This window comes from Bradyrhizobium sp. SZCCHNRI1029 (assembly GCF_032487555.1).
Lineage (GTDB): Bacteria > Pseudomonadota > Alphaproteobacteria > Rhizobiales > Xanthobacteraceae > Bradyrhizobium.
This window is the reverse complement of sequence record NZ_JAUEUK010000002.1, coordinates 212,983-236,458: the sequence shown is the minus strand read 5'-3', so window position 1 is coordinate 236,458 and position 23,476 is coordinate 212,983. Positions and strand designations below refer to the sequence as shown.

At 65.4% G+C, this 23,476-nt stretch carries 24 protein-coding genes, 1 other RNA gene and 1 pseudogene; 8 read left to right on the top strand and 18 right to left on the bottom strand.

Going from position 1 to position 23,476, the window contains the following annotated elements; translation table 11 throughout:
* Positions 1–209 precede the first annotated feature (209 nt).
* From QW861_RS06705 to QW861_RS06660, 10 genes are all read right to left on the bottom strand, one after another.
* Positions 210–416 carry a DUF2065 domain-containing protein gene (locus QW861_RS06705; protein ID WP_315713359.1) on the bottom strand — a complete coding sequence of 69 codons (207 nt, stop codon included), beginning with the start codon at positions 414–416 and terminating at the stop codon, positions 210–212.
* 120 nt (positions 417–536) lie between these two features.
* Complete coding sequence (hflC, locus tag QW861_RS06700) at positions 537–1,475, bottom strand: protease modulator HflC (protein WP_315713360.1); 939 nt, start codon at positions 1,473–1,475, stop codon at positions 537–539.
* Positions 1,472–2,599, bottom strand: a complete 1,128-nt coding sequence (gene hflK / locus QW861_RS06695; RefSeq protein ID WP_315713361.1) for an FtsH protease activity modulator HflK — start codon at positions 2,597–2,599, stop codon at positions 1,472–1,474. Before hflK ends, hflC begins: the two co-directional genes overlap by 4 nt.
* Before the next feature lie 250 nt (positions 2,600–2,849).
* A complete protein-coding gene (locus QW861_RS06690; RefSeq protein ID WP_315713362.1) occupies positions 2,850–3,362 on the bottom strand; it encodes a dihydrofolate reductase in 513 nt (170 codons plus the stop codon).
* Entirely contained in the window at positions 3,359–3,844 is a 486-nt protein-coding gene (locus QW861_RS06685) for a GNAT family N-acetyltransferase (protein WP_315713363.1), read from the bottom strand. Before QW861_RS06685 ends, QW861_RS06690 begins: the two co-directional genes overlap by 4 nt.
* Before the next feature lie 3 nt (positions 3,845–3,847).
* Positions 3,848–4,642 (bottom strand): thymidylate synthase, encoded by a 795-nt coding sequence (locus tag QW861_RS06680; RefSeq protein ID WP_315713364.1) that lies wholly within the window; start codon positions 4,640–4,642, stop codon positions 3,848–3,850.
* Positions 4,643–4,912: 270 nt separating this feature from the next.
* Positions 4,913–6,427, bottom strand: a complete 1,515-nt coding sequence (locus tag QW861_RS06675) for a tripartite tricarboxylate transporter permease (protein ID WP_315752476.1) — start codon at positions 6,425–6,427, stop codon at positions 4,913–4,915.
* Between the two features lie 7 nt (positions 6,428–6,434).
* The gene (locus QW861_RS06670) at positions 6,435–7,214 is read right to left on the bottom strand and encodes a tripartite tricarboxylate transporter TctB family protein (RefSeq protein WP_315713366.1); all 780 of its coding nucleotides are present in this window, start codon (positions 7,212–7,214) and stop codon (positions 6,435–6,437) included.
* Positions 7,215–7,313: 99 nt separating this feature from the next.
* Positions 7,314–7,847, bottom strand: coding sequence for a chromate transporter (locus QW861_RS06665; protein WP_315713367.1), 534 nt, complete (start codon positions 7,845–7,847; stop codon positions 7,314–7,316).
* Positions 7,844–8,440, bottom strand: a complete 597-nt coding sequence (locus QW861_RS06660; RefSeq protein ID WP_315713652.1) for a chromate transporter — start codon at positions 8,438–8,440, stop codon at positions 7,844–7,846. The genes QW861_RS06665 and QW861_RS06660 overlap by 4 nt, the downstream gene beginning before the upstream one ends.
* A gap of 94 nt (positions 8,441–8,534) precedes the next feature.
* Here QW861_RS06660 and ssrA point away from each other — a divergent pair.
* The 7 genes and pseudogenes from ssrA to QW861_RS06625 all read left to right on the top strand — a co-directional run.
* Positions 8,535–8,889: a transfer-messenger RNA gene (gene ssrA, locus QW861_RS06655) on the top strand.
* Positions 8,890–9,150: 261 nt separating this feature from the next.
* Complete coding sequence (locus QW861_RS06650) at positions 9,151–9,681, top strand: SspB family protein (protein ID WP_315752475.1); 531 nt, start codon at positions 9,151–9,153, stop codon at positions 9,679–9,681.
* Between the two features lie 96 nt (positions 9,682–9,777).
* On the top strand, positions 9,778–11,202 hold the full coding sequence (fumC, locus tag QW861_RS06645; RefSeq protein ID WP_315713369.1) for a class II fumarate hydratase: 1,425 nt from the start codon (positions 9,778–9,780) through the stop codon (positions 11,200–11,202).
* A gap of 238 nt (positions 11,203–11,440) precedes the next feature.
* Positions 11,441–11,626, top strand: a complete 186-nt coding sequence (locus QW861_RS06640; RefSeq protein ID WP_315713370.1) for a DUF4169 family protein — start codon at positions 11,441–11,443, stop codon at positions 11,624–11,626.
* Entirely contained in the window at positions 11,626–11,913 is a 288-nt protein-coding gene (locus tag QW861_RS06635; protein ID WP_315713371.1) for a ribbon-helix-helix domain-containing protein, read from the top strand. The genes QW861_RS06640 and QW861_RS06635 overlap by 1 nt, the downstream gene beginning before the upstream one ends.
* Before the next feature lie 107 nt (positions 11,914–12,020).
* Entirely contained in the window at positions 12,021–12,296 is a 276-nt protein-coding gene (locus tag QW861_RS06630) for a ferrous iron transport protein A (protein ID WP_315713372.1), read from the top strand.
* A gap of 20 nt (positions 12,297–12,316) precedes the next feature.
* A pseudogene (locus QW861_RS06625) lies at positions 12,317–14,185 on the top strand (ferrous iron transporter B); the annotation flags it as partial.
* On the opposite strand, the gene QW861_RS06620 reads toward QW861_RS06625, so the two are convergent.
* On the bottom strand, positions 14,174–14,962 hold the full coding sequence (locus QW861_RS06620; RefSeq protein WP_316187339.1) for an NAD(P)H-dependent oxidoreductase: 789 nt from the start codon (positions 14,960–14,962) through the stop codon (positions 14,174–14,176). The pseudogene QW861_RS06625 and the gene QW861_RS06620 sit on opposite strands and share 12 nt — an antisense overlap.
* A gap of 90 nt (positions 14,963–15,052) precedes the next feature.
* Here QW861_RS06620 and QW861_RS06615 point away from each other — a divergent pair, with 90 nt between their 5' ends.
* A complete protein-coding gene (locus QW861_RS06615; RefSeq protein WP_316183978.1) occupies positions 15,053–15,976 on the top strand; it encodes a LysR family transcriptional regulator in 924 nt (307 codons plus the stop codon).
* Between the two features lies 1 nt (position 15,977).
* On the opposite strand, the gene QW861_RS06610 is transcribed toward QW861_RS06615, so the two are convergent.
* From QW861_RS06610 to QW861_RS06580, 7 genes are all read right to left on the bottom strand, one after another.
* Positions 15,978–17,849 (bottom strand): bifunctional sugar phosphate isomerase/epimerase/4-hydroxyphenylpyruvate dioxygenase family protein, encoded by a 1,872-nt coding sequence (locus tag QW861_RS06610; RefSeq protein WP_316192845.1) that lies wholly within the window; start codon positions 17,847–17,849, stop codon positions 15,978–15,980.
* Entirely contained in the window at positions 17,846–18,583 is a 738-nt protein-coding gene (locus tag QW861_RS06605) for an ABC transporter ATP-binding protein (protein WP_316192844.1), read from the bottom strand. The genes QW861_RS06610 and QW861_RS06605 overlap by 4 nt, the downstream gene beginning before the upstream one ends.
* Before the next feature lie 10 nt (positions 18,584–18,593).
* Positions 18,594–19,337, bottom strand: a complete 744-nt coding sequence (locus tag QW861_RS06600; protein WP_316192843.1) for an ABC transporter ATP-binding protein — start codon at positions 19,335–19,337, stop codon at positions 18,594–18,596.
* Positions 19,334–20,332, bottom strand: coding sequence for a branched-chain amino acid ABC transporter permease (locus QW861_RS06595; RefSeq protein ID WP_316192842.1), 999 nt, complete (start codon positions 20,330–20,332; stop codon positions 19,334–19,336). The genes QW861_RS06600 and QW861_RS06595 overlap by 4 nt, the downstream gene beginning before the upstream one ends.
* Positions 20,329–21,204, bottom strand: coding sequence for a branched-chain amino acid ABC transporter permease (locus QW861_RS06590; protein WP_315755128.1), 876 nt, complete (start codon positions 21,202–21,204; stop codon positions 20,329–20,331). The genes QW861_RS06595 and QW861_RS06590 overlap by 4 nt, the downstream gene beginning before the upstream one ends.
* 71 nt (positions 21,205–21,275) lie before the next feature.
* Positions 21,276–22,415 carry an ABC transporter substrate-binding protein gene (locus tag QW861_RS06585; protein WP_315713381.1) on the bottom strand — a complete coding sequence of 380 codons (1,140 nt, stop codon included), beginning with the start codon at positions 22,413–22,415 and terminating at the stop codon, positions 21,276–21,278.
* A gap of 79 nt (positions 22,416–22,494) precedes the next feature.
* Positions 22,495–23,376, bottom strand: a complete 882-nt coding sequence (locus QW861_RS06580) for a shikimate dehydrogenase (protein ID WP_316192841.1) — start codon at positions 23,374–23,376, stop codon at positions 22,495–22,497.
* Between the last annotated feature and the right edge of the window lie 100 nt (positions 23,377–23,476).

Below are 23,476 nucleotides of genomic sequence, written 5' to 3'. Positions count from 1 at the left end.
GCAAATTCAACTGTTACAGTGCGCCGGAACCGGCGGGGGACGCAAGCACGCCGGATCGGACCGCAGATTCATCATTGAGGGCGACCTAATACGGCAAAATGGCGCAGCCATCGCCTCACAATGGCGTTGGCCGGGCAGCAGACCGTCATTGCAGCGGTCGCGCCTCGTTCCTGTGCGACGGGGCACGCAAACGCACGACAATCCACCGCTCAGATCGGCCGCCGGATCACCCAGATCAGGACCAAGCCGGCCACCGCCGAGCCGATGCCGACTGCGCGCAGCACGTTGTCGGGCGTGGTCATCGCGGTCTTCATGGCCCGCCGCATCCACTCCGGACTGGCCGCGAACAACAGGCCTTCGAGCACGAACAGGATACCTAATCCGATGAGGAAATCGGAAAACGCAATGGACCTCATCGGACCCGGACCTCCCGTTCGATCTTCTTGATATGTAACGGGGCGAAGCAACGGCTTCGCCCCCTCCATGTCAACTCTTATTCGCCCCGATCAACGGCCCCGGCATCGAGGCAGGCGCCATCAGGGCTTGGGCGCCGGCACCGCGACGGCCGCCGTCGAGTTGGCGGTGGACGGCGTCTCCCCCGCCGGCTTCCCCGAGGGGTTGGCGAAGTAGCGGAAGAACTCCGAATCGGGCCGCAGCAGGAAGCGGGTGTCGCCGGATTTCAGACCGTTCTCATACGCCGCCATCGAGCGGTAGAAAGCGAAGAAGTCGCGGTCCTTGCTGTAGGCCTCGGCGAACAGCCGGTTGCGTTCGGCATCGCCGGCGCCGCGGGTCTGCTCCGCCTGCGAGTTGGCCTCGGCGACGATCACGGTGGCCTCGCGATCGGCCTTGGACCTGATCTCCTGGGCCTTCTGGCCGCCGAGCGCCCGGAACTCCTCGGCCTCGCGCTGCCGCTCGGTCTTCATCCGGTTGTACACCGCCTGGCTGTTGGCCTCCGGCAGGTCGGCGCGGCGGATGCGGACGTCCACCACCTGGATGCCATAGGCGTCGGCCTCCTTGTCGAGCTGATCGCGGATCTTGCGCATCAGCGCCTCGCGCTCGTCGCGCACGACTTGCGTGAAGGTGACCTCGCCGAGCACGCGGCGCAGCGCGGCGTTCAGCAGCGTGCCGAGCTGGACGTTGGCGGTCTGGATCGAACCGACGCTTTGGTAGAACTGCAGCGCGTTCTTGATCTTGTAGCGCGCGAAGGCGTCGACCACGAGTCGCTTCTGGTCGAACGCGATCACCTCCTGCGAGGGGTTCTCGAGGTCGAGGATGCGCTTGTCGATCGAGATCACGTTGTCGATGAACGGTGCCTTGAAGTTCAGACCGGGCTCCGTGACGACGTCGACCGGCTTGCCGAACCGCACCACCAGTGCCTGCTCGGTCTGGTTCACGGTGAACAGCGAGCTGTAGCCGATGACGACGAGCACGAGCACGGCGACGAGCGCGACGATGCCTGCAACGGGGGACCTCATCGGACGCCTCCCTGCTGAGCGGCCGGCGCCGGACGGCGCGGCAAGAGATCGCCGAGCGGCAGCAGCGGCACGGGACCGCCGGTGGCGCCGCTGTCGAGCACGAGCTTCTCGGAGCCACCGAGCACGCGCTCCATGGTCTCGAGATAGATCCGTTCGCGGGTCACGTCGGGCGCCTTCTTGTACTCGTCATAGACCTTGAGGAAGCGCGCGCTCTGGCCCTTGGCCTCGGCGATCGCCTGCTCCTTGTAGCCCTCGGCGACCTGCAGGATCTGCGCGGCACGACCGCGTGCATCCGGCACCACCTTGTTGGCATAGGTCTGGGCTTCGTTCTGGAGACGCTCGAGGTCGGCACGCGCCGCCTGGACGTCGCGGAATGCCTCGATCACCTGGGCCGGCGGATCGACCTTCTGCATCTGCACCTGGGTGATCTGGATGCCGGAGCCGTAATTGTCGAGCGTCTTCTGCATCAGTTCCTGCACGTTCTGCTCGATCACGGTGCGGGCACCGGTGAGGATCGGCTGGATGTTGGAGCGGCCGATCACCTCGCGCATCGCGCTCTCGGCCACCGCCTTCACGGTGCCCTCGGGGTTCTGGATGTTGAACAGGAAGTCGGCCGCGCCCTTCGGCTTGATGCGCCAGAGCACGGTGACGTCGACGTCGACGATGTTCTCGTCGCCGGTCAGCATCAGGCTTTCCTCGGGGACATCGCGACCGCCGCGGCCGCGCCGGCCGGGATCGTCATTGGCGGTGATGCCGATCGAGATCGAGTTGACGCGCAGCGCCTTAGGCAGCAGCACGGTCTCGATCGGATAAGGCAGGTGATAGCGCAGGCCCGGCTGCTCATCGCGGACATACTTGCCGAAGCGCAGCACGACGCCGAGCTCCTCGGACTGCACGCGGTAGATGCCGGAGGCGAGCCAGATGATGATGGCGCCGAGCACGATCAGGAGCACGCCCGCGGTGCCGAAACCGCCGCCCGGCACGAACTGCTGCAGCCGGTCCTGGCCGCGCCGCAGAAGATCTTCCAGGTCGGGCGGCCTTGGACCGACCGGTTGCGGTCCCGAGCCCCAGGGCCCCTTCGGACCCTGACCCCACGGGCCTCCGCCCTGATTCTTCCACGCCATCGATCGATCTCCTCCGAGAGGCTGAGTATACACCAACGCCGGCCCCGACGGTCGCCGGGTTATAAGGGACGGCCCCGCCCCTTACAACGTAGCGCTCCAGCTAAGCCCGAACCGGGTTTTGTCAATGTAAACAGGGCCGGAAGCGCCGGTTTGCCGCGGCCTCAGCTCCGCCACGCGGCCAAACTGCGCGACTTCATCATTAACGGATGGTCTTGAGGGGGCCGTCGCGTCGATCCGACCGGCGAAACGCTCACCGCCGCCGGCGATAGGTGACGTAGGAGAATTCGGCCTGATCGTCGGGCCCCGAGGCATGGCGCTCCCGCGCCACCTCTTCCCATTGGGCCGGGTCGATCGCCGGAAACACGGTATCGCCAGGCGGGCTCGCATGCACCTCGGTGATCTCCAGCCGGTCGGCGATCGGCATCGTCGCAGCAAAGAGCTCGGTGCCTCCGATGACCGCGATCTCCGCGGCTGAACGCCGCAGCGCATCACCACGCGCGATGCCGAGCGCTTCATCGACGGTATGGGTCACGATCGCGCCCGGCGCGCGAAACTCGGCATCGCGGGTGACGACGATGTTGGTGCGGCCCGGCAGCGGCCGGCGCGGAAACGAGACGAAGGTCTTGCGGCCCATCACGATCGGGCGGCCCATGGTCATCGCCTTGAAGCGCTGCATGTCGCTCTTCTGCCGCCACGGGATCGCACCGGCGGCGCCGATGATGCCGTTGTCGGCGACCGCGACGATCAGCACGATCTCGATCACGGCGCCCTCTCCGCCAGTTGAGCCAGAGCTTCGCCGGTCACCTTGCATAGCGTCCACTCGTCCATGAGCTCGGCGCCGAGCGATTTGTAGAAAGTGATGGAAGGAGCATTCCAGTCGAGCACCGACCATTGCAGCCGCGCCCAGCCCTTTTCGACGCAGGTCCGCGCGAGGTGACCGAGCAAGGCCTGGCCGATGCCATTGCGGCGAAACGCCGGCCGCACGAACAGGTCTTCGATATAGATCCCTGGCCTGCCGGCAAACGTGGAGAAGTTGACGAACCAGACCGCGAAGCCCGCCACCGCGCCGTTCCATTCGGCGAGATCGCAGAACAGCGTCGGGTGCTCACAGAACAGCGCGCCGGCGATGCCGGCCTCGCTCGCGCCGACCTCGTGCGATAGCTTCTCGTAGTCGGCGAGCTCCCGGATCAGCGCGAATACGCTTCCGATGTCGTCAGGCCGGGCGCTACGGATCGAAACCGGCATGCGTCAGACCGCGACCTCGGCCTTGATATGCGGATGCGGATCGTAGCCGGCGAGCGCGAAGTCCTCGTAGCGGAAGCCGAAGATGTCCTTGACGTCCGGATTGAGCGTCATGGTCGGCAGCGGACGGGGAGCGCGCGTGAGCTGCAGCCGCGCCTGCTCGATATGGTTGGAATAGAGATGCACGTCGCCGAAGGAGTGCACGAATTCGCCGGGCTTCAATCCCGTCACCTGCGCCGCCATCATCGTCAGCAGCGCATAGGATGCGATGTTGAAGGGCACGCCGAGGAAGACGTCGGCCGAGCGCTGGTAGAGCTGGCACGACAATCTGCCGTTCACGACATAGAACTGGAACAGGCAGTGGCACGGCGGCAGCGCCATCTTCTCGACGTCGGCCGGGTTCCAGGCCGTCACGATCAGCCGGCGCGAATCCGGATTGCGCCTGATCATGTCGATCACGTTCGTGATCTGGTCGATATGACCGCCGTCCGGCGTCGGCCACGAGCGCCACTGATAGCCGTAGACGGGGCCGAGATCGCCATTGGCGTCGGCCCACTCGTCCCAGATGGTGACGCCGTTGTCGTGCAGATATTTGATGTTGGTGTCGCCCTTCAGGAACCACAGCAGCTCGTGCACGATCGCCTTGAGCGGCAGCCGCTTGGTGGTCACCAGCGGAAAGCCGGCCGCAAGGTTGAAGCGCATCTGGTGGCCGAACACCGACAGCGTGCCGGTGCCGGTGCGGTCGTGCTTCTCGGCGCCGTCGGACAGGATGCGTTCGAGCAGGTCGTGATACTGGTGCATGGTGCGCGCTGGCGGCCTTTCGCAGAAGGCGGCGAATTTAACGACAGGGATCGCCCGGCCCTAGCCTCGACTCGGCCCGGCCGCCAATTATACCCCGAAAAATGTCGGCCACCGCTGCAAACGACAAGGGCGGAACCGCACGTTCCGCCCCCCCTCCCGATCCATGGCCGCTCCGTACGAGCTCGCCGGCTTGAGGACCGCGGACCATTTGACGATCTCGCCCTTCACCAGCGTCCCGAGCGACTCCGGCGTCCGGTCCGCCGACGCAGGTCAGCCTTCGCTCTCCACGAAGACCTCGTCGCGCTTGCGGCGCAACGTCGGCAGCACCGCCAGCACCAACAGCCCCGCCGCGATCGCGAGCAGCACGGCCGACAGCGGCCGCGTCAGGAACACCGACCAGTCGCCGCGCGAGATCAGCAGCGCCCGGCGCAGGTTCTCCTCCATCAACGGGCCCAGCACCATGCCGAGCAACAGCGGCGCCGGCTCGAAATCATGCTTGATCAGCCAGTAGCCGACGAGGCCGAACGCGCCCGCCAGGACGACGTCGACCGGCGCGTTGTTGACCGAATAGATGCCGATCGCGCAGAAGATCACGATCGACGGGAACATCAGCCGGTATGGCACGCGCAACAGCCGCACCCAGATGCCGACCAGCGGCAGGTTGATGATGATCAGCATGAGATTACCGATCCACATCGAGGCGATCATGCCCCAGACCAGATCGGGCTGCTTCTGCATCACCTGCGGGCCCGGCACGATGCCGTGGATGGTCATCGCGCCGACCATCAGCGCCATGACCGCATTCGGCGGAATGCCGAGCGTCAGCAGCGGAATGAAGGAGGTCTGCGCCGCCGCATTATTGGCGCTCTCCGGCGCCGCGACGCCCTCGATCGCACCGCGACCGAACCGCGACGGATCTCGCGCGATCTTCTTCTCCAGCGTATAGGCCGCGAACGAGGCGATCACCGCACCTCCGCCCGGCAGGATGCCTAGGATCGAACCGAGCACCGTGCCGCGCAGGATCGCCGGCGCGGAGTCCTTCAGATCCTTCCTGGTTGGCATCAGGCCGGTGATCTTCTTCTGCACGAGGTCGCGGTCCATCTCCGCGCCGGCATCGAGATTGCGAATGATCTCTGCAAAGCCGAACACGCCCATCGCGACGGTGGCAAAGCCCAGGCCGTCGGCGAGCTCGGGAATATTGAAGGCCATGCGCGAGACGCCGGTCTCGATGTCCGAGCCGACCATCGACAGCAGCAGGCCGAGCACGATCATTGCGATCGCCTTCAGCACCGAGCCCTTCGCCAGCACGACTGCGAAGATCAGGCCCAGCACCATCAGCGAGAAATACTCGGCCGGGCCGAACGCCAGCGCGAGCTTGGTCAACGGCGCGCCGAGGATCGCAATCAGCACGGTGGCAACGCAGCCGGCGAAGAATGAGCCGATCGCGGCAATCGCCAGCGCCGGACCGGCACGGCCCTGCTTCGCCATCTGGAAGCCGTCGAGCGCGGTCACCACCGACGTCGCCTCGCCGGGAATGTTGACCAGGATGGAGGTCGTCGAGCCGCCATACTGGGCGCCGTAGTAGATGCCGGCCAGCATGATCAGCGCGCCGACCGGCGGCAGGCCGAAGGTGATCGGCAGCAACATCGCGACGGTGGCGATGGTCCCGATGCCCGGGAGAACGCCGACCAGCGTGCCGACCAGCGCGCCGATCAGGCACATCAGCAGATTGATTGGCGACAACGCGACGGCGAAACCGTGGGCGAGATTTGCAAACAGATCCATCACGCCCTCACTGCAAAAGGAAACGCGGCAACAGCGGCATCGGCAACCCCAGCACGTAGGGGAACAGCAGCGCGCAGCCGCCGGTCAGGCAGATGCCGACGATCAGGGCCTCGCGCCAGCGCGTCTCGGGGCTGCCGATCGCCGCGATCAGGAAGCTTGCAAGCCCCGTGACCAATAGTCCGAGCGGGCGAATGGAGACGGCGAAGGTCAGGATCGCGAGCGAGACGAACAGCGGTCCGCGCCAGTGATAGGTCGCAAGCTGCGCGCCTTCACTCACGACGCCGATCACGGCCACGGCAGCTCCGAGCCCTAGCAGCAGCAGACCGAACATCCGCGGCGCAGTTCCGGCACCGAACGAGAAGCCGCGCATGCCCTGCAGGTCGCTGGAGGCCCACAACGCGAACAGCGCGATCGCCATCAGCACGACGCCGCCGAAATAGTCCTGCGGCGCGCGTGGACGTACCATGAATGTGAACACCGCGACCGCGATCAGCGGATAGGTGTAGATGAGAGCCAGCAGAACATCGGAAGACAGCGAGGTCTTGCCGCTTGCGGCATATTGCTGCGCCAGGCTCGGGATCGCCATTGACAAGGCCGACGCATGGGCTCCAATGACCTGCAGCGGACCGCGTCCGGAGAGTGGACCTACAAGACCGGCCAAGGCGATCAGCAGTTCGATGATCTGGGGCGCGAAGGCAAGGACCAGAATGATCGATGCGCCGGTCACGCTGCGGGCGGCCGACATGCCCGCCGTTTCGCCCGACAATTGGCCCGTGGTCTCGGCCATGCCTCGCCCCCCCCCCGATCGGCCTTGATGGCCGGCACTGTTTTCGTTCGGCGGCCCGGAGCAAACCGGTCGCGCTTCTATTTTGCCTAGCGACTTTCCCTAGAGAAGGCCAGCAAAACCAAGACAGCCGCCCGCGGCGAGCAGCCAGAGCGGATTGAGTCGCGTCATAGATGCAACGACTGCGGCAAGGACCGTCAGCGCGAACGCCCGCCACGTCTGGTCGGAAGCCTGACCGAGAATCCATGCGCTCGCCGCCATCAAGCCGATCGACAACGGCACCAGCGTCGCCTGCAGCATGGCGGGCCAGCGCGCATCCCGCGCATTCGAGAGCCAGCGGCTGACAAAATAGGAGAGCACGGCGGTGGGACCGCACATCGCGATCGTCGCGACCGCCGCACCTGCCACGCCTGCGACCGAATAGCCGATCAGGGTGACGATCAGAACGTTGGGCCCGGGCGACAATTGCGAGAGTGCGAACAGATCGGCGAACTGTTTGTCCGTCATCCAGTGCCGGGCCTCGACTGCAACACGTTGCAGTTCGGGAATCGCCGCCACTGCGCCGCCAACCGCAAACAGCGAGATCAACGCAAAGGTCCAGAACAGCTGGAACAACGGATTGTCGTCCCCGCTCATCGTGCCGACCGCGTCTTGGCATAGGTGACGGCTAGGCTGAGCGGCACGGCCACCAGCAGAACCTCCTGAAGCGGCAGGCGCGCCAGCCCGATCGCCACGAACACGCCAGCCACGACGGCAACGCCCGCCACGTCGCTCTTCTTCAGGAGCGGCGAGATCATGCGAAACACCACCGACGCCAGCAGACCCACGGCCACGCAGGACACGCCTGCAAGCGCCCGTCGCCACGTGTCGGCTTGTCCAAAATGACCGTAGATGGCACCGAGAGAGGTGATCAGCAGCATCGGTGGTCCGAGCAGGCCTGCAAAGGCAGCGATTCCACCCGCGACACCGCGCAATCGCGCGCCGAACACCACGGAGAAATTCACGATGTTCGGTCCGGGCAGGAAATGACAGAGCGCGAAGGTCGCGTTGAACTCCTCCGCCGTCATCCAGTGATGCTCATCGACGATCGCACGCCGCGCGAACACCAGCACGCCGCCGAAGCCCGACAGCGACATTTTCGCGAATGCGAAGAAGAGCGTGCGGAGGCTGGGCGGGTGTCTGGCGATGTCGGCAGCGGGAGAGGCAACCTGCGCAGCTTCGGGAGGCATGCCGCACTGTAGGAGGACGAAAACCAGGCTGCCAAGGTCGAACCAGAGGTTCCCAGCAGCCGCCCACATTTTTGTCGCGCGCCGCGGCGTTTCGGCCCTGTGCATCCGCCGGCCGGCGGCCTATATAGGGGGTGCCGGCTTGCCGGCTATGGAAATAAATCGCCGTCGAAATAAACCATTCGGACCCGGGGGCGGTACCCGGCGCCTCCACCAAAGCCCACCGACGGATGGGTTTTGGCGGGGGCGAAATAGGATCGACGAGGGCGTAAAGGGCGAGCTTTTTCCCGGTATTGTTCCGCCGTTATCGGGCTACTGCAATAGTTGCCAACGACAACTTTGCTCCGGTTGCTCAGGCTGCGTAACGCAGTTTGAAAGACCACCTTAAAGTCCTAACGGGTTAAGCTCCGTTAGGCGGGGTTCGGAGGCACCTGGCAACAGAAGCCTCCACTTTCATTTGCCCCGCTTTGGCCGGTCTCCCCGTCGCGGGCCGTGCTGTCCCCAGTTTTTTGGCGCGTCATCCGTTCATTCCTCCGTTGACCGGACTTCCGCCAGCTTCTACCCGTTCCCATATCTGGCGATCGACCGGCATGGCTGCTGACCTCGGCACCGATGCCGGGTACGATGTGACTGACGCGAGTCGGGAATGCTGCTGCCTGCCGGGCGCGGCCGCTCGACACGTCGGGCGCAGCCCTCACGATACAGGACCGATCATGGCGACGGATCATATTCGATACGATGTGCTGGCGCGCGACGCGTTGCGCGGGGTGCTGCGCCGGGTGCTGACCGACGCTGCTGCCCATGGTCTCCCGGGCGAGCATCATTTCTTCATCACCTTCGTGTCCAAGGCCGAGGGCGTGAAGCTGTCGCCGCGGCTGCTCGCGCAATATCCGGAGGAGATGACGATCATCCTGCAACACCAGTTCTGGGATCTGGTGGTTTCGGAGGATCGGTTCGAGGTCGGCCTGTCGTTCGGCGGCATCCCTGAGCGCCTCGTGGTGCCGTTCCACGCGATCAAGAGCTTCTTCGATCCGTCGGTGCAATTCGGACTGCAGTTCGAGCCGTCGGAGGCGATTGCCGAGACGCCGCCAGCTCCGAAGCTGCCGGCCGCACCGGCGCCATCGGCCATCGCCGGTCCGCAGCCTGCGACACCGGCCGAGACCAGCGACGACAAGCCGCTCCCGCCAGCCTCGCCGGGAGAAGGCGCCGAGGTCGTGCGCCTGGACCGTTTCCGCAAGAAGTAGGCGCATTCGCCGCGCGCGGAACGCCGGTTGGACCACGAGATTGAAGCATGCTTGAACCGGTCGACGCCGGTTCACCACCAATCATGGGCATGCTTCATGGCACATTCAGCAAATCCATCATCGCACGGAGCGACGCGCACGGAGACCGACAGCTTCGGCCCGATCGAGGTCGCCGCCGATCGCTATTGGGGCGCGCAGACCGAGCGCAGCCGTCAGAATTTCCGCATCGGCCACGACCGCATGCCGATCGGCATCGTGCACGCGCTTGCGCTGGTGAAGATGGCCGCGGCCCAGACCAACCGCGAGCTCGGCCAGCTCGAGCCGCGCATGGCGGACGCCATCGTCCAAGCGGCGCAGGAGGTCATCGACGGCAAGCTCGACGACCACTTTCCGCTGGTCGTCTGGCAGACCGGCTCGGGCACCCAGAGCAACATGAACCTCAACGAGGTGATCGCCAATCGCGCCAGCGAGCTGCTGGGGGGCGAGCGCGGCACCAAGAAGCCCGTTCATCCGAACGACCACGTCAACATGAGCCAGTCGTCCAACGACTCGTTCCCGACCGCGATGCACATCGCCGCAGCGCGCGCGATCTCGGGCCATCTGGTGCCGGCGCTGTCGGAGCTGCTGGCGGCATTGCGCGCCAAGCAGGAGGCGTTCGCGGACATCGTCAAGATCGGCCGCACCCACACCCAGGACGCCACGCCGCTCACGCTGGGGCAGGAGTTCTCCGGCTACGCCGCGCAGGTCGAGAGCGCGATCGCAAGAATCGAGATTGCGGCGCGGGATCTCCTGCCGCTGGCGCAGGGCGGCACCGCCGTGGGCACCGGCCTGAACGCGGATCCGAAGTTCGCAAAGCTGTTCGCCAAGCATGTTGCCGACATCACCGGCCTGCCCTTCACCAGCGCGGCCAACAAATTCGAGGCGCTCGCGTCCAACGACGCCTATGTGTACACCCATGGTGCGCTGAATGCGGCGGCCGCCGGCCTGTTCAAGATCGCTAACGACATCCGCTTCCTCGGCTCAGGCCCGCGCTCCGGATTGGGAGAATTGATCCTGCCGGAGAACGAGCCGGGCTCCTCGATCATGCCGGGCAAGGTGAACCCGACGCAGTGCGAAGCGCTCACGATGGTGTGTTGCCAGGTGTTCGGCAATCACACGGCGATCACCATGGGCGGCAGTCAGGGTCATTTCGAACTGAACGTCTACAAACCATTGCTTTCACATTGCATGATGCAGTCCATACAATTACTAGGTGATTCAGCACGTTCATTCAGCGAACATTGCGTAACCGGTATTCAGGCCGACGCTGCTCGCATTCGCGAGCTGATGGAGCGCTCGCTGATGCTGGTGACAGCGCTTGCGCCGAAGATCGGCTACGACAACGCTGCCAAGGTCGCGAAATCAGCGCATCAGCGCGGCACCACGCTGAAACAAGAGGCCTTGCGGCTCGGTCTCGTCTCCGAGGACGAATTCGACCGCCTCGTTCAACCCGAGAGGATGACAAGGCCGGGGCGAGCGTAGCGGTAGCCCCGTAGTACTACGGGGGGTGATGCAATTCTCGCTGTTAACCCCTAAAGGATACTCTCGACTACAAGTTCTGCTGCGTTTGTTGAGTAAACAAATCCCGCTCGCAACGACGCGAATGGCCATCGAACTATCAGGGAGCGATGACATGATTGTCTGGAGAACGCCTGGGCTCATCCGCGCAATGCGCATGCTCTCGTCGCGACGTTCGATGGCTTAGATGATTGGAGCAAGCATGGGTGATGTCATCAACTTGAAGCGTTTCAGAAAGCGCGTGGAGCGCGATCAGGAAGCGAAGGTCGCCGAAAGCAACCGCGCTCGCTTCGGCAGGACGAAGTCCGAACGCGCAACTGACGCCCAACGCGACAAGCGCGCGAACGAATTACTCGATCAACATCGTATCAATGGCGAGGACGCGTGATGAAGTCGCCCGTCGTAAAACGTTCAATCGTGGTCGCAGGCCACAAGACCAGCGTCAGCCTCGAAGAGGCCTTCTGGAACGGCATGAAGGAGATTTCGGGTCTCCGTAACATGACCCTGTCCGAGCTGGTCGGAGAGATCGACAACAATCGCCAGCAGGGCAACCTGTCCTCGGCGATCCGGCTGTTCGTGCTCGACCACTTCAAGAGCCGCGCCGCAGCGTCTTCAGGCCTCGAGCCGAAGGCGGCGGTGGACACCCGGCACACGGCAGCCGCCGCGGCTCCTTGAGGCAGATCAGACGGCGATCCGCCCGGCCTGTTTAAAATCGCTCTAAGATGCCGCGGCATTTAACATGCCGCGCTTGACCTCTTGGCACGCGATTGAAAATACAGGCTATGAGCGAAATTTGCGATACAAGGCCGCCTCAGCCGCTCGGTCTCGCCCGGCGAGGCTATACCGGAACAATCCAGCATCTGGCTGCGGGCGGCGCGAGCTCGTCCCTGCCGGACGTCGAATTGGAGAGCCGGCTGATCGAACTGGGCTTCGTCGAGGGCGCCCGGGTCGAAATCCTGCATGAGGGGATCGTCGGGCGCGATCCGATCGCCGTGCGTGTCGACAACATCACCGTCGCGGTCCGCCGGCGCGAGGCCATGGCCGTCATCGTGGCATAGGCCGCGCGGAAAGCGTCGTCATGGAAAGCCCTCTGCTGCATCTGGCCCTGGTGGGTACGCCCAACAGCGGCAAGACCTCGCTGTTCAACGCGCTGACGGGAAGCCGCCAGAAGGTCGCGAACTATCCCGGGGTCACGGTCGAGCGCAAAGAGGGCGCCTTCGTCACCCCGCAGGGCCGCCAGGTCTCGCTGGTCGACCTGCCCGGCACCTATTCCTTGCGCGGTCGCAGCCCTGACGAGGAAATCACCAGGGATTTCGTGCTGGGACGTGCCACCGGCGAGGTCCTGCCCGACCTGGTGTTGTGCGTTGCCGACTCCACCAACCTCAGGTTGACGATCCGGCTGCTGCTCGAGCTCAAGAGCACCGGCCGGCCGCTGGCGCTCGTGCTCAACATGTTCGACATCGCCAAGCGGCGCGGCGTAACGGTCGACGTCTCCGCGCTGTCGCAGGCGCTGGGCGTGCCGGTCGTGACGTCGATCGCCGTGCGCAAGGGCGGCACCGACGACCTGCTGCGGCTGACCGACGAGCTCCTGGCCCAGGCGGCCGCGGCCACCGGAGAGCGCGCCAACACCTGGCGTCCCCTCACGGTCCCGGAGCTGCGCGCCACCCAGCGCGAGGCCGACCGTATCATCGCGGAGACGGTCAGCCTGCCCGAGCGGCCCGATACCTGGACCGCCCGGATCGATGCCATCGCGCTGCATCCGGTCGGCGGCCTGCTGATCCTGCTGGCGATCCTGTTCGTGATGTTTCAGGGGGTGTTCGCCTGGGCCCAGCCGCTGATGCAGGTGCTATCGGCGGCTTTTGATGCGCTCGGCCAGCTCGTTCACGACGAGCTTCCCGAAGGCCTGCTGCAGAGCTTCCTGCAGAACGGGGTGATCTCCGGCGTCGGCAGCGTCATCGTCTTCCTGCCGCAGATCATCATCATCTTCCTGTTCATCCTGCTCCTGGAAGATTTCGGCTACATGGCGCGCGCGGCGTTCCTGATGGACCGCATCATGGGCGGCGCCGGGCTGCATGGCCGCGCCTTCATCCCGCTGCTCTCGAGCTTTGCCTGCGCCATTCCCGGCATCATGGCGACACGCGTGATCGACAACCGGCGCGACCGGCTCACCACGATTCTGATCGCGCCGCTGATGACCTGCTCGGCGCGGATCCCGGTCTATACGCTGATCATTTCGGCCTTCATCCCGCCGACGAAGATCTGGGGCCTGGTCAACCTGCAGGGCCTGGTGATGTTCGGGCTCTACGCCGCCGGGATCATCAGCGCGCTGCTGGTGTCGTTCCTGGTCAAGTTCTTCCTGATGCGCGACTACCAGCCGGCGCCGTTCATGCTGGAGCTGCCGGACTACAAGATGCCGCGGTTGCGCAGCATCGCGATCGGCGTCTACACCCGCGCCAAGATGTTCTTGCAGCGCGCCGGCACCACGATCTTCGCGATGATGGTGCTGATCTGGTTCCTGGCGTCGTTCCCGCAGCCGCCGGAGGGCGCGACCGAGCCCGCGATCAATTACAGCCTCGCGGCGATGATCGGCCAGGCGATCGCCCCCCTGCTCTCGCCGGTCGGCTTCAACTGGCAGATCGCGGTGGCGCTGGTACCCGGCATGGCCGCCCGCGAAGTCGCAGTCGCCGCGCTCGGCACCGTCTATGCGATCGAAGGCGGCAAGGAGGCCGCCGAGCAGATCGGACAGGTGCTGGCCAGCAAATGGAGCCTCGCCACGGCGCTGGCGCTGCTCGCCTGGTACATCTTCGCCCCGCAATGCGCCTCGACGCTCGCCGTCATCCGCCGAGAAACCGGCAGCTGGCGCTGGATGGCTGTCACCTTCTTCTACATGTTCGCGCTGGCCTATGCGGCGGCGTTCGCGACCTACCACATCGCGTCAGCGCGCGGCGTCGACATGCAGCGCGAAGCCGCGCGCGTCCGGCGCGCCGAGCTCAGGACGAAGCTGCATCGACGGGATCAGATAGTCGCCGTGGTTCTGCCGCCGGTACGGAATCGGCTGATCCGTGAACAGCGTCCGCATCCGCGCGCGCAGTCGGTCAGCGATCTCAACAAATCCGGCCTCGTCGATCCGGCTCGCCTTGTGCGCCACGAAGGCCGGCAGCACGTCGAAGCCGGGATAGAACAGGATGCCATGGTTGATCGGAAACAGGAGATCGTCGATCGGCCCGTTGATGCCGCGCGCCGAATAGTGCTCCTCCCAGCCGCCGGTGGTCACGACCAGCATCGCGCGCTTGCCGGCAAACACACCCTCGCCGTAGCGGTTGCCCCAGCGCTTGTCGCTGTGCTCGCCGACGCCATAGGTGAAGCCGTAGGAATACACCCGGTCGACCCAGCCCTTGAGAATCGCGGGCATCGTGAACCACCACAGCGGGAACTGCAGGATGACCGCGTCGGCCCACAAGAGCTTCTCTTGCTCGGCCCTGACGTCGTCAGTGAGCGTGTGCGTCTTGAAGGCCTCGCCCGACGCGGTGGCAACGTTGAGGCGCGCATCCGGCGGCAGTTGCGGAAAGTCGGCGCGATCCGCAGCCGCCTTCCAGCCGATCGCATAGAGATCCGAGACCCTGACCTGATGGCCTTGAGATTCGAGCTCGGCGACCGCGACGTCGCGTAGGGCGCCGTTGAGCGAGCGGGGTTCTGGGTGGGCGGAGACGAGCAGCACATTCATGGCCTTGATCCCTTTGCTGGAACAGCCGGAACATAGACGCGCGCCCACCTATCCACTATATGGCATATATCGATAACATTATGCTGATTTATGGATAAGTCAGGCATCAGCCTCATCAACATGCGCAGCTTCGTCCGGGTTGCCGAGCGCGGCAGCCTGTCGGCCGTGGCGCGCGAGCTCGGGCTGGGCCAATCCACCATCTCGCGTCACCTTCAGGAATTGGAGGATGCGATCGGCGTGCCGCTGCTCAGCCGCACCACCCGGCGCGTCACCCTGACCGACGAAGGCAGCCGCTATTACGCGAACTGCGTCCAGATCCTCCGCCTGATCGACCAGGCCGGCGACGAGGCACGCGGTGCGCGTGGCGCCGCCGCCGGCACGATCCGGATCTCCTGTACGGCGGCCTTCGGGATCCTGCACATCACGCGGCTGGTCTTCGCGTTCCAGGATCGCTATCCGGACATCGCGATCGATCTCAATTTGACCGACGAGCGCATCGACCTCGTGCGGGAGGGTGTCGACATCGCACTGCGTCTCGCTCCGCTCACCGACAGTTCTCTGAAGCTGCGGCCGCTCGGCTACTCGCACCGGCTTCTTGTCGCCTCGCCGGACTATCTGGAGAAACGCGGCACGCCGCGCACGCCGCAGGAGCTGATCGGGCATGACGGCGTCCGCATGACCAACGTCGCGGGCAGCGAGTCGCTCGTCGTCATGGGACCCGACGGAGAACGCCATGAGGTGCCGTTCAGAGGCTGCTTCCGCACCAATCACGGACTCGCGGTTCGAGAGGCCGTGCTGTCCGGGCGCGGAATCGGCGGGAGCCATGCGTGGCTGGTCGACGACCTCATCGCGGCTGGCAGGCTGACGGTCATCCTGCCCGACCACCGTCTGCCATCGACTCCCCTCAACATGCTGATCGTCCCGGAGCGTGCCGGCATCGCGCGCGTGCGGCTGCTGATCGACTATCTCGCCGAGGAGATCGTCCGGCTGCCCGGCATCCGGCCCGAGCCCTGAGCTAAAGCCGCGGCATCGCGTCCGGCCGCACCTCGCGGGCCTGCGCTGCCAGCCGGATCGCGGCATTGGCCGCACCGAAGCCCTGATAGTTGCGGCGCTGCACGATCTCGAAGAAGAAGCGCTCCTCGAAGATATGGGTGTAGACTTGGAAGAACTCGGCGTCGCCGTCGCGGTCGTACAGGATCTCGTTGGCACGGAGCGCGGCGACCGTGTCGGGCGCAAGATCATACTTGGCTTCGAGATCGTCGTAGTAGTTGTCGGGAATGTCGAGGAAGCCGGCGCCGCGGGCGCGCATCTCGGCCACGGCCGCGAAGATGTCGTCGCACGAGAACGCGATGTGCTGGACGCCAGAGCCGAAGAATTCGGAGATGAAGCGCGATGACAAGGTGCGCGTCGCCGTGGAGCCGTTGAGGATGAAGCGCAGGCTGCGATCGCCGTTGACGATCGCCTGGCTCTGCACGAGGCCTCGGGGATCGGCGATCTCCATCTGCGGCAGGCGGGAGAAGTCGATCAGCCCGGCATAGAACAGCAGCCAGGACAGCATCTCCTCATGCGGCATCGACTGGGCGATGTGATCGACCGCGACGAGACGGTCGGTGCTTTTGTCGCTGGCGACGGCTTCGAAATCGACGTCCCAGTGCCGCCCGTGGGTATCCAGGAAGTACAGCAGGCTGCCGCCGACACCATGGATCGCCGGGATCTCCAGCTCGCCCGGCCCGACCGGCTGGGTGAAGGTGCGCGTCTTCAAGGACTGCGCCCGCGCCATGGCACGAGCGGCACTGTCGACGTCCAGCGCCAACGCGCAGACACCAGCCCCATGCGTGACGTAGTGTGAATGCGCAAAACTGGCCGGCTCGCAGTTGATCACCAACTCGATTGCGCCCTGGGACCAGCGCTGCACCGCCTTGCTGCGATGACGCCCCGTCTTGCGGAAGCCAAGCTGTCCGAACAGTCTCGCCAGAGACTCCGCTTTGTCCTCGCTGACCGCGAATTCGACGAAGCCGATCCCGTGGCTCTTGACCCGAGGCTCGAAGCGCGGCTCCGGCTGGGCGGGCACGTTCCCGGCGAGGTCATCCTGCAACAGCAGCAGCGAGCGCATGCCGTCGAGCGCGGTGCGCGGCGCCGAGCCGGCGCGGAACTGATCGTTGAAGATCTCCAGCGACAGCGGCCCGGAATAGCCGGTCGCGGCGACCGCCTCCATGAACGCGCCGACTGGTAGATCGCCCTGCCCCGGAAAACTGCGAAAATGCCGGCTCCAGGACAGCACATCCAGTTCGAGCTTCGGCGCATCGGCAAGCTGCACCAAGAAAATCTTGTCGGCCGGAATGGCGCGGATCGCGTTGGTCGGCAGCGCTGGCGCCAGCGCATGAAAGCTGTCGAGGATGACGCCGATCGCCTTGTGATCGGCGCGGCGGACGATCTCCCAGGCGTCACGATAGTCATGGACGTGGCGGCCCCAGGCCAGCGCCTCGTAGCCGACGCGCAGGCCGCGCTTGGCCGCGCGCTCGCCGAGCTCGTGGAAATCGGCGGCGGCCCGGTCGATGCCGCCGAGCGAGGCCGGCGACACGCTGCTGCAGATCAGCAGCAGATCGGTGCCGAGTTCCTGCATCAGGTCGAACTTGCGCTCGGCGCGGATGAAGTTGCGCGCGCGCTGCGGCTCCGGCATGCCCTCGAAATCGCGGAACGGCTGATAGGCGCAGATCGACAACCCAAGGTCGCGGCACATCTGCCCGATCTCGCGCGGCCGCATCCCGAACGCGACGAGATCGTTCTCGAAGATCTCGACCGTATCGAAGCCGGCGGCGGCGATCGCCTTGAGCTTCTCGTCGAGCGCGCCTGAGATGGAGACCGTTGCGATCGAGCGCTGGTTCATGCCGCCGTCTCCTCCATCGCGCCGCCCAGGAACAGCTGGCCGATGCGCGGATCGGCCAGCACGCGGTCGGCCTTGTCGATGATGCGGGTGCGGCCGAGCTCGAGCACGATGCCGTAGTCGGAGATCTCCAGCGCCGAGCGCGCATTCTGCTCGATCAGGAGCACCGAGACGCCGCGGTCGCGCAATTGTTTCAGCATGTCGAAGGTCTGCTGCACCATCAAGGGCGACAGGCCGATGGAGGGCTCGTCGATCAGCACGAGCTGCGGCTCGAGCAGAAGCCCGCGCGCGATTTCGAGCTGCTTCTGCTCGCCGCCTGACAGGGTCGAGGCCTGCCGGTCCGCCTTCTTGCGCAGCACGGGAAAGACGTCGAGCGCCGCCTCGACACGGGCGGCCAGATCGAACTCGCGCGGTGCGGCCACGCCGCCGAGCTCGATATTGTGACGGACCGACAGCTCGCCGAAAATGTTGCGGCCCTGCGGGATGTAGCAGATGCCGGCGCCGAGCAGCGCGCGCTGGCTCAAGCCGGTGACGTCGCGGCCCTTGAAGACCACCTTGCCTTCGCGCAGCTTGAGCAGGCCGAAGATCGCCTTGAACACGGTCGACTTGCCGGCACCGTTCGGACCGATGACGGTGGTGATCGAGCCCGCCGGCACCGAGAAGGTCGTGCCGTTGAGGATCGTCATCTTGCCGTAGCCGCCGACGAGGTTCTGGACGTCGAGAATGGGATCGCTCATCGCCGTCTCCTCAATGTCCGAGATAGGCTTCGATCACGGCCGGGTTGGCCCTGATCTCGTCGGGCTTGCCGATCGCCAGCACCTTGCCCTCCGCCATCACCATGACGCGCGAGCACAGCGACATCACGAACTCCATGTTGTGCTCGATCACCACGAAGGTGGCGCGGCGTTCGCGGTTGATCGCGATCAGCCGCTCCTTGAGGTCGCCCAGCATGGTCGGGTTGACGCCGCCTGCAGGCTCGTCGAGCAGCACCAGCCGCGGGCCGCCCATGAAGGCCATGGCGGCATCGAGCAGCTTCTGCTGACCATAGGACAAGCCACCGGCCGGCTCGTTGGCGAGATGCTCAAGCTTGAAGAAGCCGATCATCTGATCGGCCGTCTCCGTGAGCCCCGCATCCGACGGGCCGAACAGGCGCGACAGCATGCTGCCGCGATGCTCCTGGCCCGCGAGGATCAGATTGTCGCGCACCGACAGTTTCGGGAACACCTGCAGCAGCTGAAATGTGCGGCTGACGCCGAGGCGGTTCAGCTCGGACGGGCGCTGGCCCGTGACGAGCTTGCCATCGACCCTGACCTCGCCCGCGCTCGGCACCAGCTGGCCGAGGATGCAGTTGAACAGGGTCGACTTGCCGCAGCCATTGGGGCCGATCAGGCCGAGGATCTCGCCCTCCTGCACGTCAAAGCTGACGCCGTTGACGGCGGTGATGCCGCCAAAGCTCTTCTTGACGTCGCGAACATCGAGGACTGCGGTCATCGCGCGGCCTCCAGCTTGGATTGAGCCGCCGCACGCAGCGCGGACGCCGCCTGGGTTCGCCGTGAGCTGAGATAGCGGTCGAGGATGCCGAGAATGCCGCTCGGCGAATAGATCAGCAGCACGATCACGGCGGCCGCATAGAGCATCAGATAATAGCCTTCCGCGAAGCGCAGCCACTCCGGCAGCAGCACCGCTATCATGGCGCCAAGGAACGGCCCGAGCATGAAGCCGGCGCCGCCGACGATCACCATCATCAGGAGATCGAGCGAGAGCTGCAGGTTGAACGGTACGGGATCGACATATTGCGTCAGCGGCGCATAGAGCACGCCGGAGATGCCGCCGAGCACCGAGCCGATCGCGAACGCCATCAGCGTATAGCGGCGCGTGTCGATGCCGAGCGATTGCGCCCGGATCGGATTTTCGCGCAGCGCCATGAAGGCGCGGCCCCAGGGCGAGCGGATCAGCCACCACATCGCGAGCGTCACGAGGCCGAGGGAGCCGAGACAGAGATAGTAGAACGGCAGCGGCTTGCGGGTCGGGAAGCCGAAGATGTCGGGACGTGGAATGTTGCTGATGCCGTAGATGCCGTTGGTGAGCCAGCTCTCGTTGCGGAACACCAGGAACGCCAGCGTCGAAAACGCGAGCGTGACGAAGGCGAGATAGTGATGCTGAACGCGCAGCGCCGGATAGCCGAGGAGCCAGCCGACGATGAAGCAGATCAAGATGACGAGGCCGAGCGCGGCAATCAGCGGCCAGCCATGCGTGGTCAGGATCGCCGCCCCATAGGCGCCAATGCCGACGAAGGCGCCCTGCGCCAGCGACACCTGCCCGGCGTAGCCAAGCGTAAGGTTCAATCCCATCGCTGCGATGGTCATCACCGCCCACTGGCTCAGGATGTACAGGCCGTAGCGGTTGAAGTTCATCGGGATGATGATCAGACCCGCAATGACCACGACGGCCAGCGCGACGAGAAGCAGTCTGCTGTGCTTGCTCATACCGTACGCTCCTCGGCGCGTCCGAGCAGGCCCTGCGGCCGGAACAGGATGACAAGGATCAGCAGCACCATCGGAACGGCGGCGCGATACTGGGTGGAGACGTAGGCCGCGGCGAGGTTGTCAACGACGCCGATCAGGAGACCGCCGGCGATGGCACCGCGCACCTGGTTGAAGCCGCCAACGATCGCGGCGATGAACGCCGCCTGCCCGAGCACCTCGCCGCTGGAGAACTTCGCGAGATAGATCGGCGTGATCAGCAGCGACGCCAGCGCGACCAGCACGGCATTGATCAGGAAGGTCAGGAGGATCATACGCTCGACGGGCACGCCGATGATGCGCGCCACCGTGGGATTCTGCGCGGCCGCCTGCATCTGATGGCCGAGCGAGGTGCGGTTCAACAGCGTGGTCAATCCGACGACCGCGAGGATCGCGACGGCGAGCACGCCGAGGCTCTGCAGCGAAATCGCCCGGCCCAGGACGGTGACGTCACCTACCGGCACGATCGAAGGGAAAGGCGAGGCCTCGGCGCTGAAGAACTGCTTCACCGCCTCCTTGATCCCGACCGCCAGCGCCATGGTGGCGATCGCCAGCGGCAGCACGCCATGCCGCAGCATCGGATCGACCAGCAGCATCTTGAAGGCGAGACCGAGCAGAAGTGCCGACAACAGGATGCCGACGAGAACCGCGAGCCAGAACGGCGCGCCGAGATGCATCACCGCGAGCATCAGGAAGGCCGGCAGCATCACGAACTCGCCCTGGGCGAAGTTGATGGTCTGCGAGGTCTGCCACAGCAAGGTGAAGCCGACGGCAACGAGCGCGTAGATGGCGCCGGTGGCGAGACCCGCCACGATCAGGTCGAGCAGATTGGACATCGTTTCCCCCTAAGCCTTTGGGTGACGGCGGCACTGGCATCCCCTCCGGCGCCGCCGGTCGACCGTTGTCCTCAGTTGAGCTTCGGCAGCACCTGCTTGACGACCTGCTTGCCTTCGACCACCTCGACCAGGAAGCCCTGGCGATCGATGTCGCCATTCTGATCGAAGGTGACGTCCATCAGGATGTTCGGCTCGGCCGATGTCTTGATGGTCAGGCCGTGCAGCGTATCGGCAAACGCCTTGGAGTCGACCTTGCCCATCTTCTCGGTCGTGGCCTTGACCATGTAGATGGCGAGATAGCCCTTCAGGCCGTTATGGTCGGGCACGTAGTTGTACTTCTTCACGAAGCGGTCGCGGAACGCCTTGATGGCCTCGACCGGCGCATCGGTGGTGAGGCCGACATGGCCGCGAGCCCCGTTGGCCGCATCACCGGCGAGCTCGATGACCTTCTGGCCGACCAGCGTGGTCTCGCCGATCAGCGGCGCCGTCACGCCCTGGCGCTTGATCTCCTTGAGGATGCGCGCGCTCTCTTCCTCGTTGACATAGATGAAGACGGCATCCGGCGCGGCCGCCTTGATCTTGCTGACGTCGGCGGCGAAGTCGGCCTGGCCGGCTTCGGTCGACAGGTCGGCCGCGACCTTGATGCCGAGGCGGTTGAACTCCTTGGTGATGACGTCGCGTCCGCCGCGGCCGAAGTCGTTGTTGACCCAGACCACCGCCACCGACTTCGCCTTGATCTCGTCGTTGATGTACTTGGCGACCTTCGGCATCGACGATTGCTGGCCGAACGAGGTGCGGAACAGGAACTTGTTGCCGGCCTGCGTCAGCTCGGCCGCCTCGCCGCCCATGATCTGCGTGATGCCGGCTTCGGCCGCCAGCGGCGCCGTCACCTTCACCGATCCGGAATAGCCGGGCCCGAGCAGCACATAGGGCTCGGCGTCGAGCGCCTTCTGCACCTGGGCACGGGCGACGCCGGGGTTCGACTGCGAGTCGGCGTGGCTCACCTCGATCTTGCGGCCGAGAATGCCGCCCTTGGCGTTGATCTCCTCGACCGCGAGGTCGATGCCGTTCTTCCAGTTGGTGCCGACGGTCGCGCCACCGCCGGACAGCTCGGCGACGTTGGCGATCTTGATGGGGGCACCGGACTGCGCGTAGGCGGCTCCGGACAGCAGCACGGCCGAGCACAGTCCGGCCAGGATGATCGATCTCACGTTGTTTCCTCCTCTGCTCTAAACGCTTGTTTGCGTTTCTTGCTTGAACGACTTGTTCCGCCGCGTATTGGCGGTCGGCTCAGGCGGCGTCAACCGCCGGATATCTCTCCGCCATGTGATTGTCGAAGGCCGCCCCCATCGCCTCGGTCGACGGCGCGAGGCCGGTGAACAGCTCGAACGCGTCGGCCGCCTGGTAGATCGCGAGCTCGCGGCCGAGCAGGACCTGCGCGCCTTTGGCCTTCGCCGCCTTCAGCAGCGGCGTCCAAAGCGGCGAGTAGACGGCATCCGCGACCCAGAGATCGGCGCGCAGCAGATGATCCGGAACCGGTGTGCCGCGGTTCGGCAGCATGCCGATCGGCGTACCGTTGACGACAGCCACCGCTCCCTGAAGCGCGTCTTCGACGCTGTCGACGACAGTCACCGTGGTGCCGGCAGGCAGCAGGCTCGCGAGCTTCGCGGCGCGCGCCCGCTCGGTGTCATAGATCCGCAGCCCAGCGACTTTGAGGTTCGCAAGTGCGAAGGCAATCGCCTTGCCGACTCCGCCGGCCCCGATCAGCGCCACGACGCCGCGATGGCTCTGGCTGACCAGCGGCGCCACCGCGCGCTCGAAGCCGGTGGTATCGGTGTTGTGGCCGATCAGCCGGCCGTCGCGGACGACGACGGTATTCACGGCGCCCATCGCCGCCGCCTTCGGCGCCAGCTCGTCGAGCAGCTCGACCACGGCTTCCTTGTAGGGATAGGTCACGTTGACGCCGGCAAAGCCGAGCCGGCGCACGCCCTCCAGCAGCATCGCCAGTCCGGCACGATCCGCGCCGGCGACCTCGATCAGCTGATAATGGCAGCGCACGCCGAGCGCCGCCGCGGCGTGCTCATGCATGGCGGGAGAGGCCGAATGCGCGATCGGGGCACCGATCAAGCCGGTCAGGAATTTTCGGGCTTTGAGCGCGGAAAGATCAGGCACGTTCGCTTTTGTCTCTTGCTGCTGTGACGTGCGAGCGCCGCACGCGCGGATTTCGTTGCAGACGATAGCGCGTCCGCTCGCTAACACAATTACTCAAATA

What these genes read in the sequence shown, in the direction of transcription:
- QW861_RS06705 (WP_315713359.1), bottom strand. Translation starts at nt 416, where the DNA reads ATGAGGTCCATTGCGTTTTCCGATTTCCTCATCGGATTAGGTATCCTG.
- hflC (WP_315713360.1), bottom strand. Translation starts at nt 1,475, where the DNA reads ATGAGGTCCCCCGTTGCAGGCATCGTCGCGCTCGTCGCCGTGCTCGTG.
- hflK (WP_315713361.1), bottom strand. Translation starts at nt 2,599, where the DNA reads ATGGCGTGGAAGAATCAGGGCGGAGGCCCGTGGGGTCAGGGTCCGAAG.
- QW861_RS06685 (WP_315713363.1), bottom strand. Translation starts at nt 3,844, where the DNA reads ATGCCGGTTTCGATCCGTAGCGCCCGGCCTGACGACATCGGAAGCGTA.
- QW861_RS06680 (WP_315713364.1), bottom strand. Translation starts at nt 4,642, where the DNA reads ATGCACCAGTATCACGACCTGCTCGAACGCATCCTGTCCGACGGCGCC.
- QW861_RS06675 (WP_315752476.1), bottom strand. Translation starts at nt 6,427, where the DNA reads ATGGATCTGTTTGCAAATCTCGCCCACGGTTTCGCCGTCGCGTTGTCG.
- QW861_RS06670 (WP_315713366.1), bottom strand. Translation starts at nt 7,214, where the DNA reads ATGGCCGAGACCACGGGCCAATTGTCGGGCGAAACGGCGGGCATGTCG.
- QW861_RS06665 (WP_315713367.1), bottom strand. Translation starts at nt 7,847, where the DNA reads ATGAGCGGGGACGACAATCCGTTGTTCCAGCTGTTCTGGACCTTTGCG.
- QW861_RS06660 (WP_315713652.1), bottom strand. Translation starts at nt 8,440, where the DNA reads ATGCCTCCCGAAGCTGCGCAGGTTGCCTCTCCCGCTGCCGACATCGCC.
- QW861_RS06650 (WP_315752475.1), top strand. Translation starts at nt 9,151, where the DNA reads ATGGCGACGGATCATATTCGATACGATGTGCTGGCGCGCGACGCGTTG.
- fumC (WP_315713369.1), top strand. Translation starts at nt 9,778, where the DNA reads ATGGCACATTCAGCAAATCCATCATCGCACGGAGCGACGCGCACGGAG.
- QW861_RS06640 (WP_315713370.1), top strand. Translation starts at nt 11,441, where the DNA reads ATGGGTGATGTCATCAACTTGAAGCGTTTCAGAAAGCGCGTGGAGCGC.
- QW861_RS06635 (WP_315713371.1), top strand. Translation starts at nt 11,626, where the DNA reads ATGAAGTCGCCCGTCGTAAAACGTTCAATCGTGGTCGCAGGCCACAAG.
- QW861_RS06630 (WP_315713372.1), top strand. Translation starts at nt 12,021, where the DNA reads ATGAGCGAAATTTGCGATACAAGGCCGCCTCAGCCGCTCGGTCTCGCC.
- QW861_RS06620 (WP_316187339.1), bottom strand. Translation starts at nt 14,962, where the DNA reads ATGAATGTGCTGCTCGTCTCCGCCCACCCAGAACCCCGCTCGCTCAAC.
- QW861_RS06615 (WP_316183978.1), top strand. Translation starts at nt 15,053, where the DNA reads ATGGATAAGTCAGGCATCAGCCTCATCAACATGCGCAGCTTCGTCCGG.
- QW861_RS06610 (WP_316192845.1), bottom strand. Translation starts at nt 17,849, where the DNA reads ATGAACCAGCGCTCGATCGCAACGGTCTCCATCTCAGGCGCGCTCGAC.
- QW861_RS06605 (WP_316192844.1), bottom strand. Translation starts at nt 18,583, where the DNA reads ATGAGCGATCCCATTCTCGACGTCCAGAACCTCGTCGGCGGCTACGGC.
- QW861_RS06600 (WP_316192843.1), bottom strand. Translation starts at nt 19,337, where the DNA reads ATGACCGCAGTCCTCGATGTTCGCGACGTCAAGAAGAGCTTTGGCGGC.
- QW861_RS06595 (WP_316192842.1), bottom strand. Translation starts at nt 20,332, where the DNA reads ATGAGCAAGCACAGCAGACTGCTTCTCGTCGCGCTGGCCGTCGTGGTC.
- QW861_RS06590 (WP_315755128.1), bottom strand. Translation starts at nt 21,204, where the DNA reads ATGTCCAATCTGCTCGACCTGATCGTGGCGGGTCTCGCCACCGGCGCC.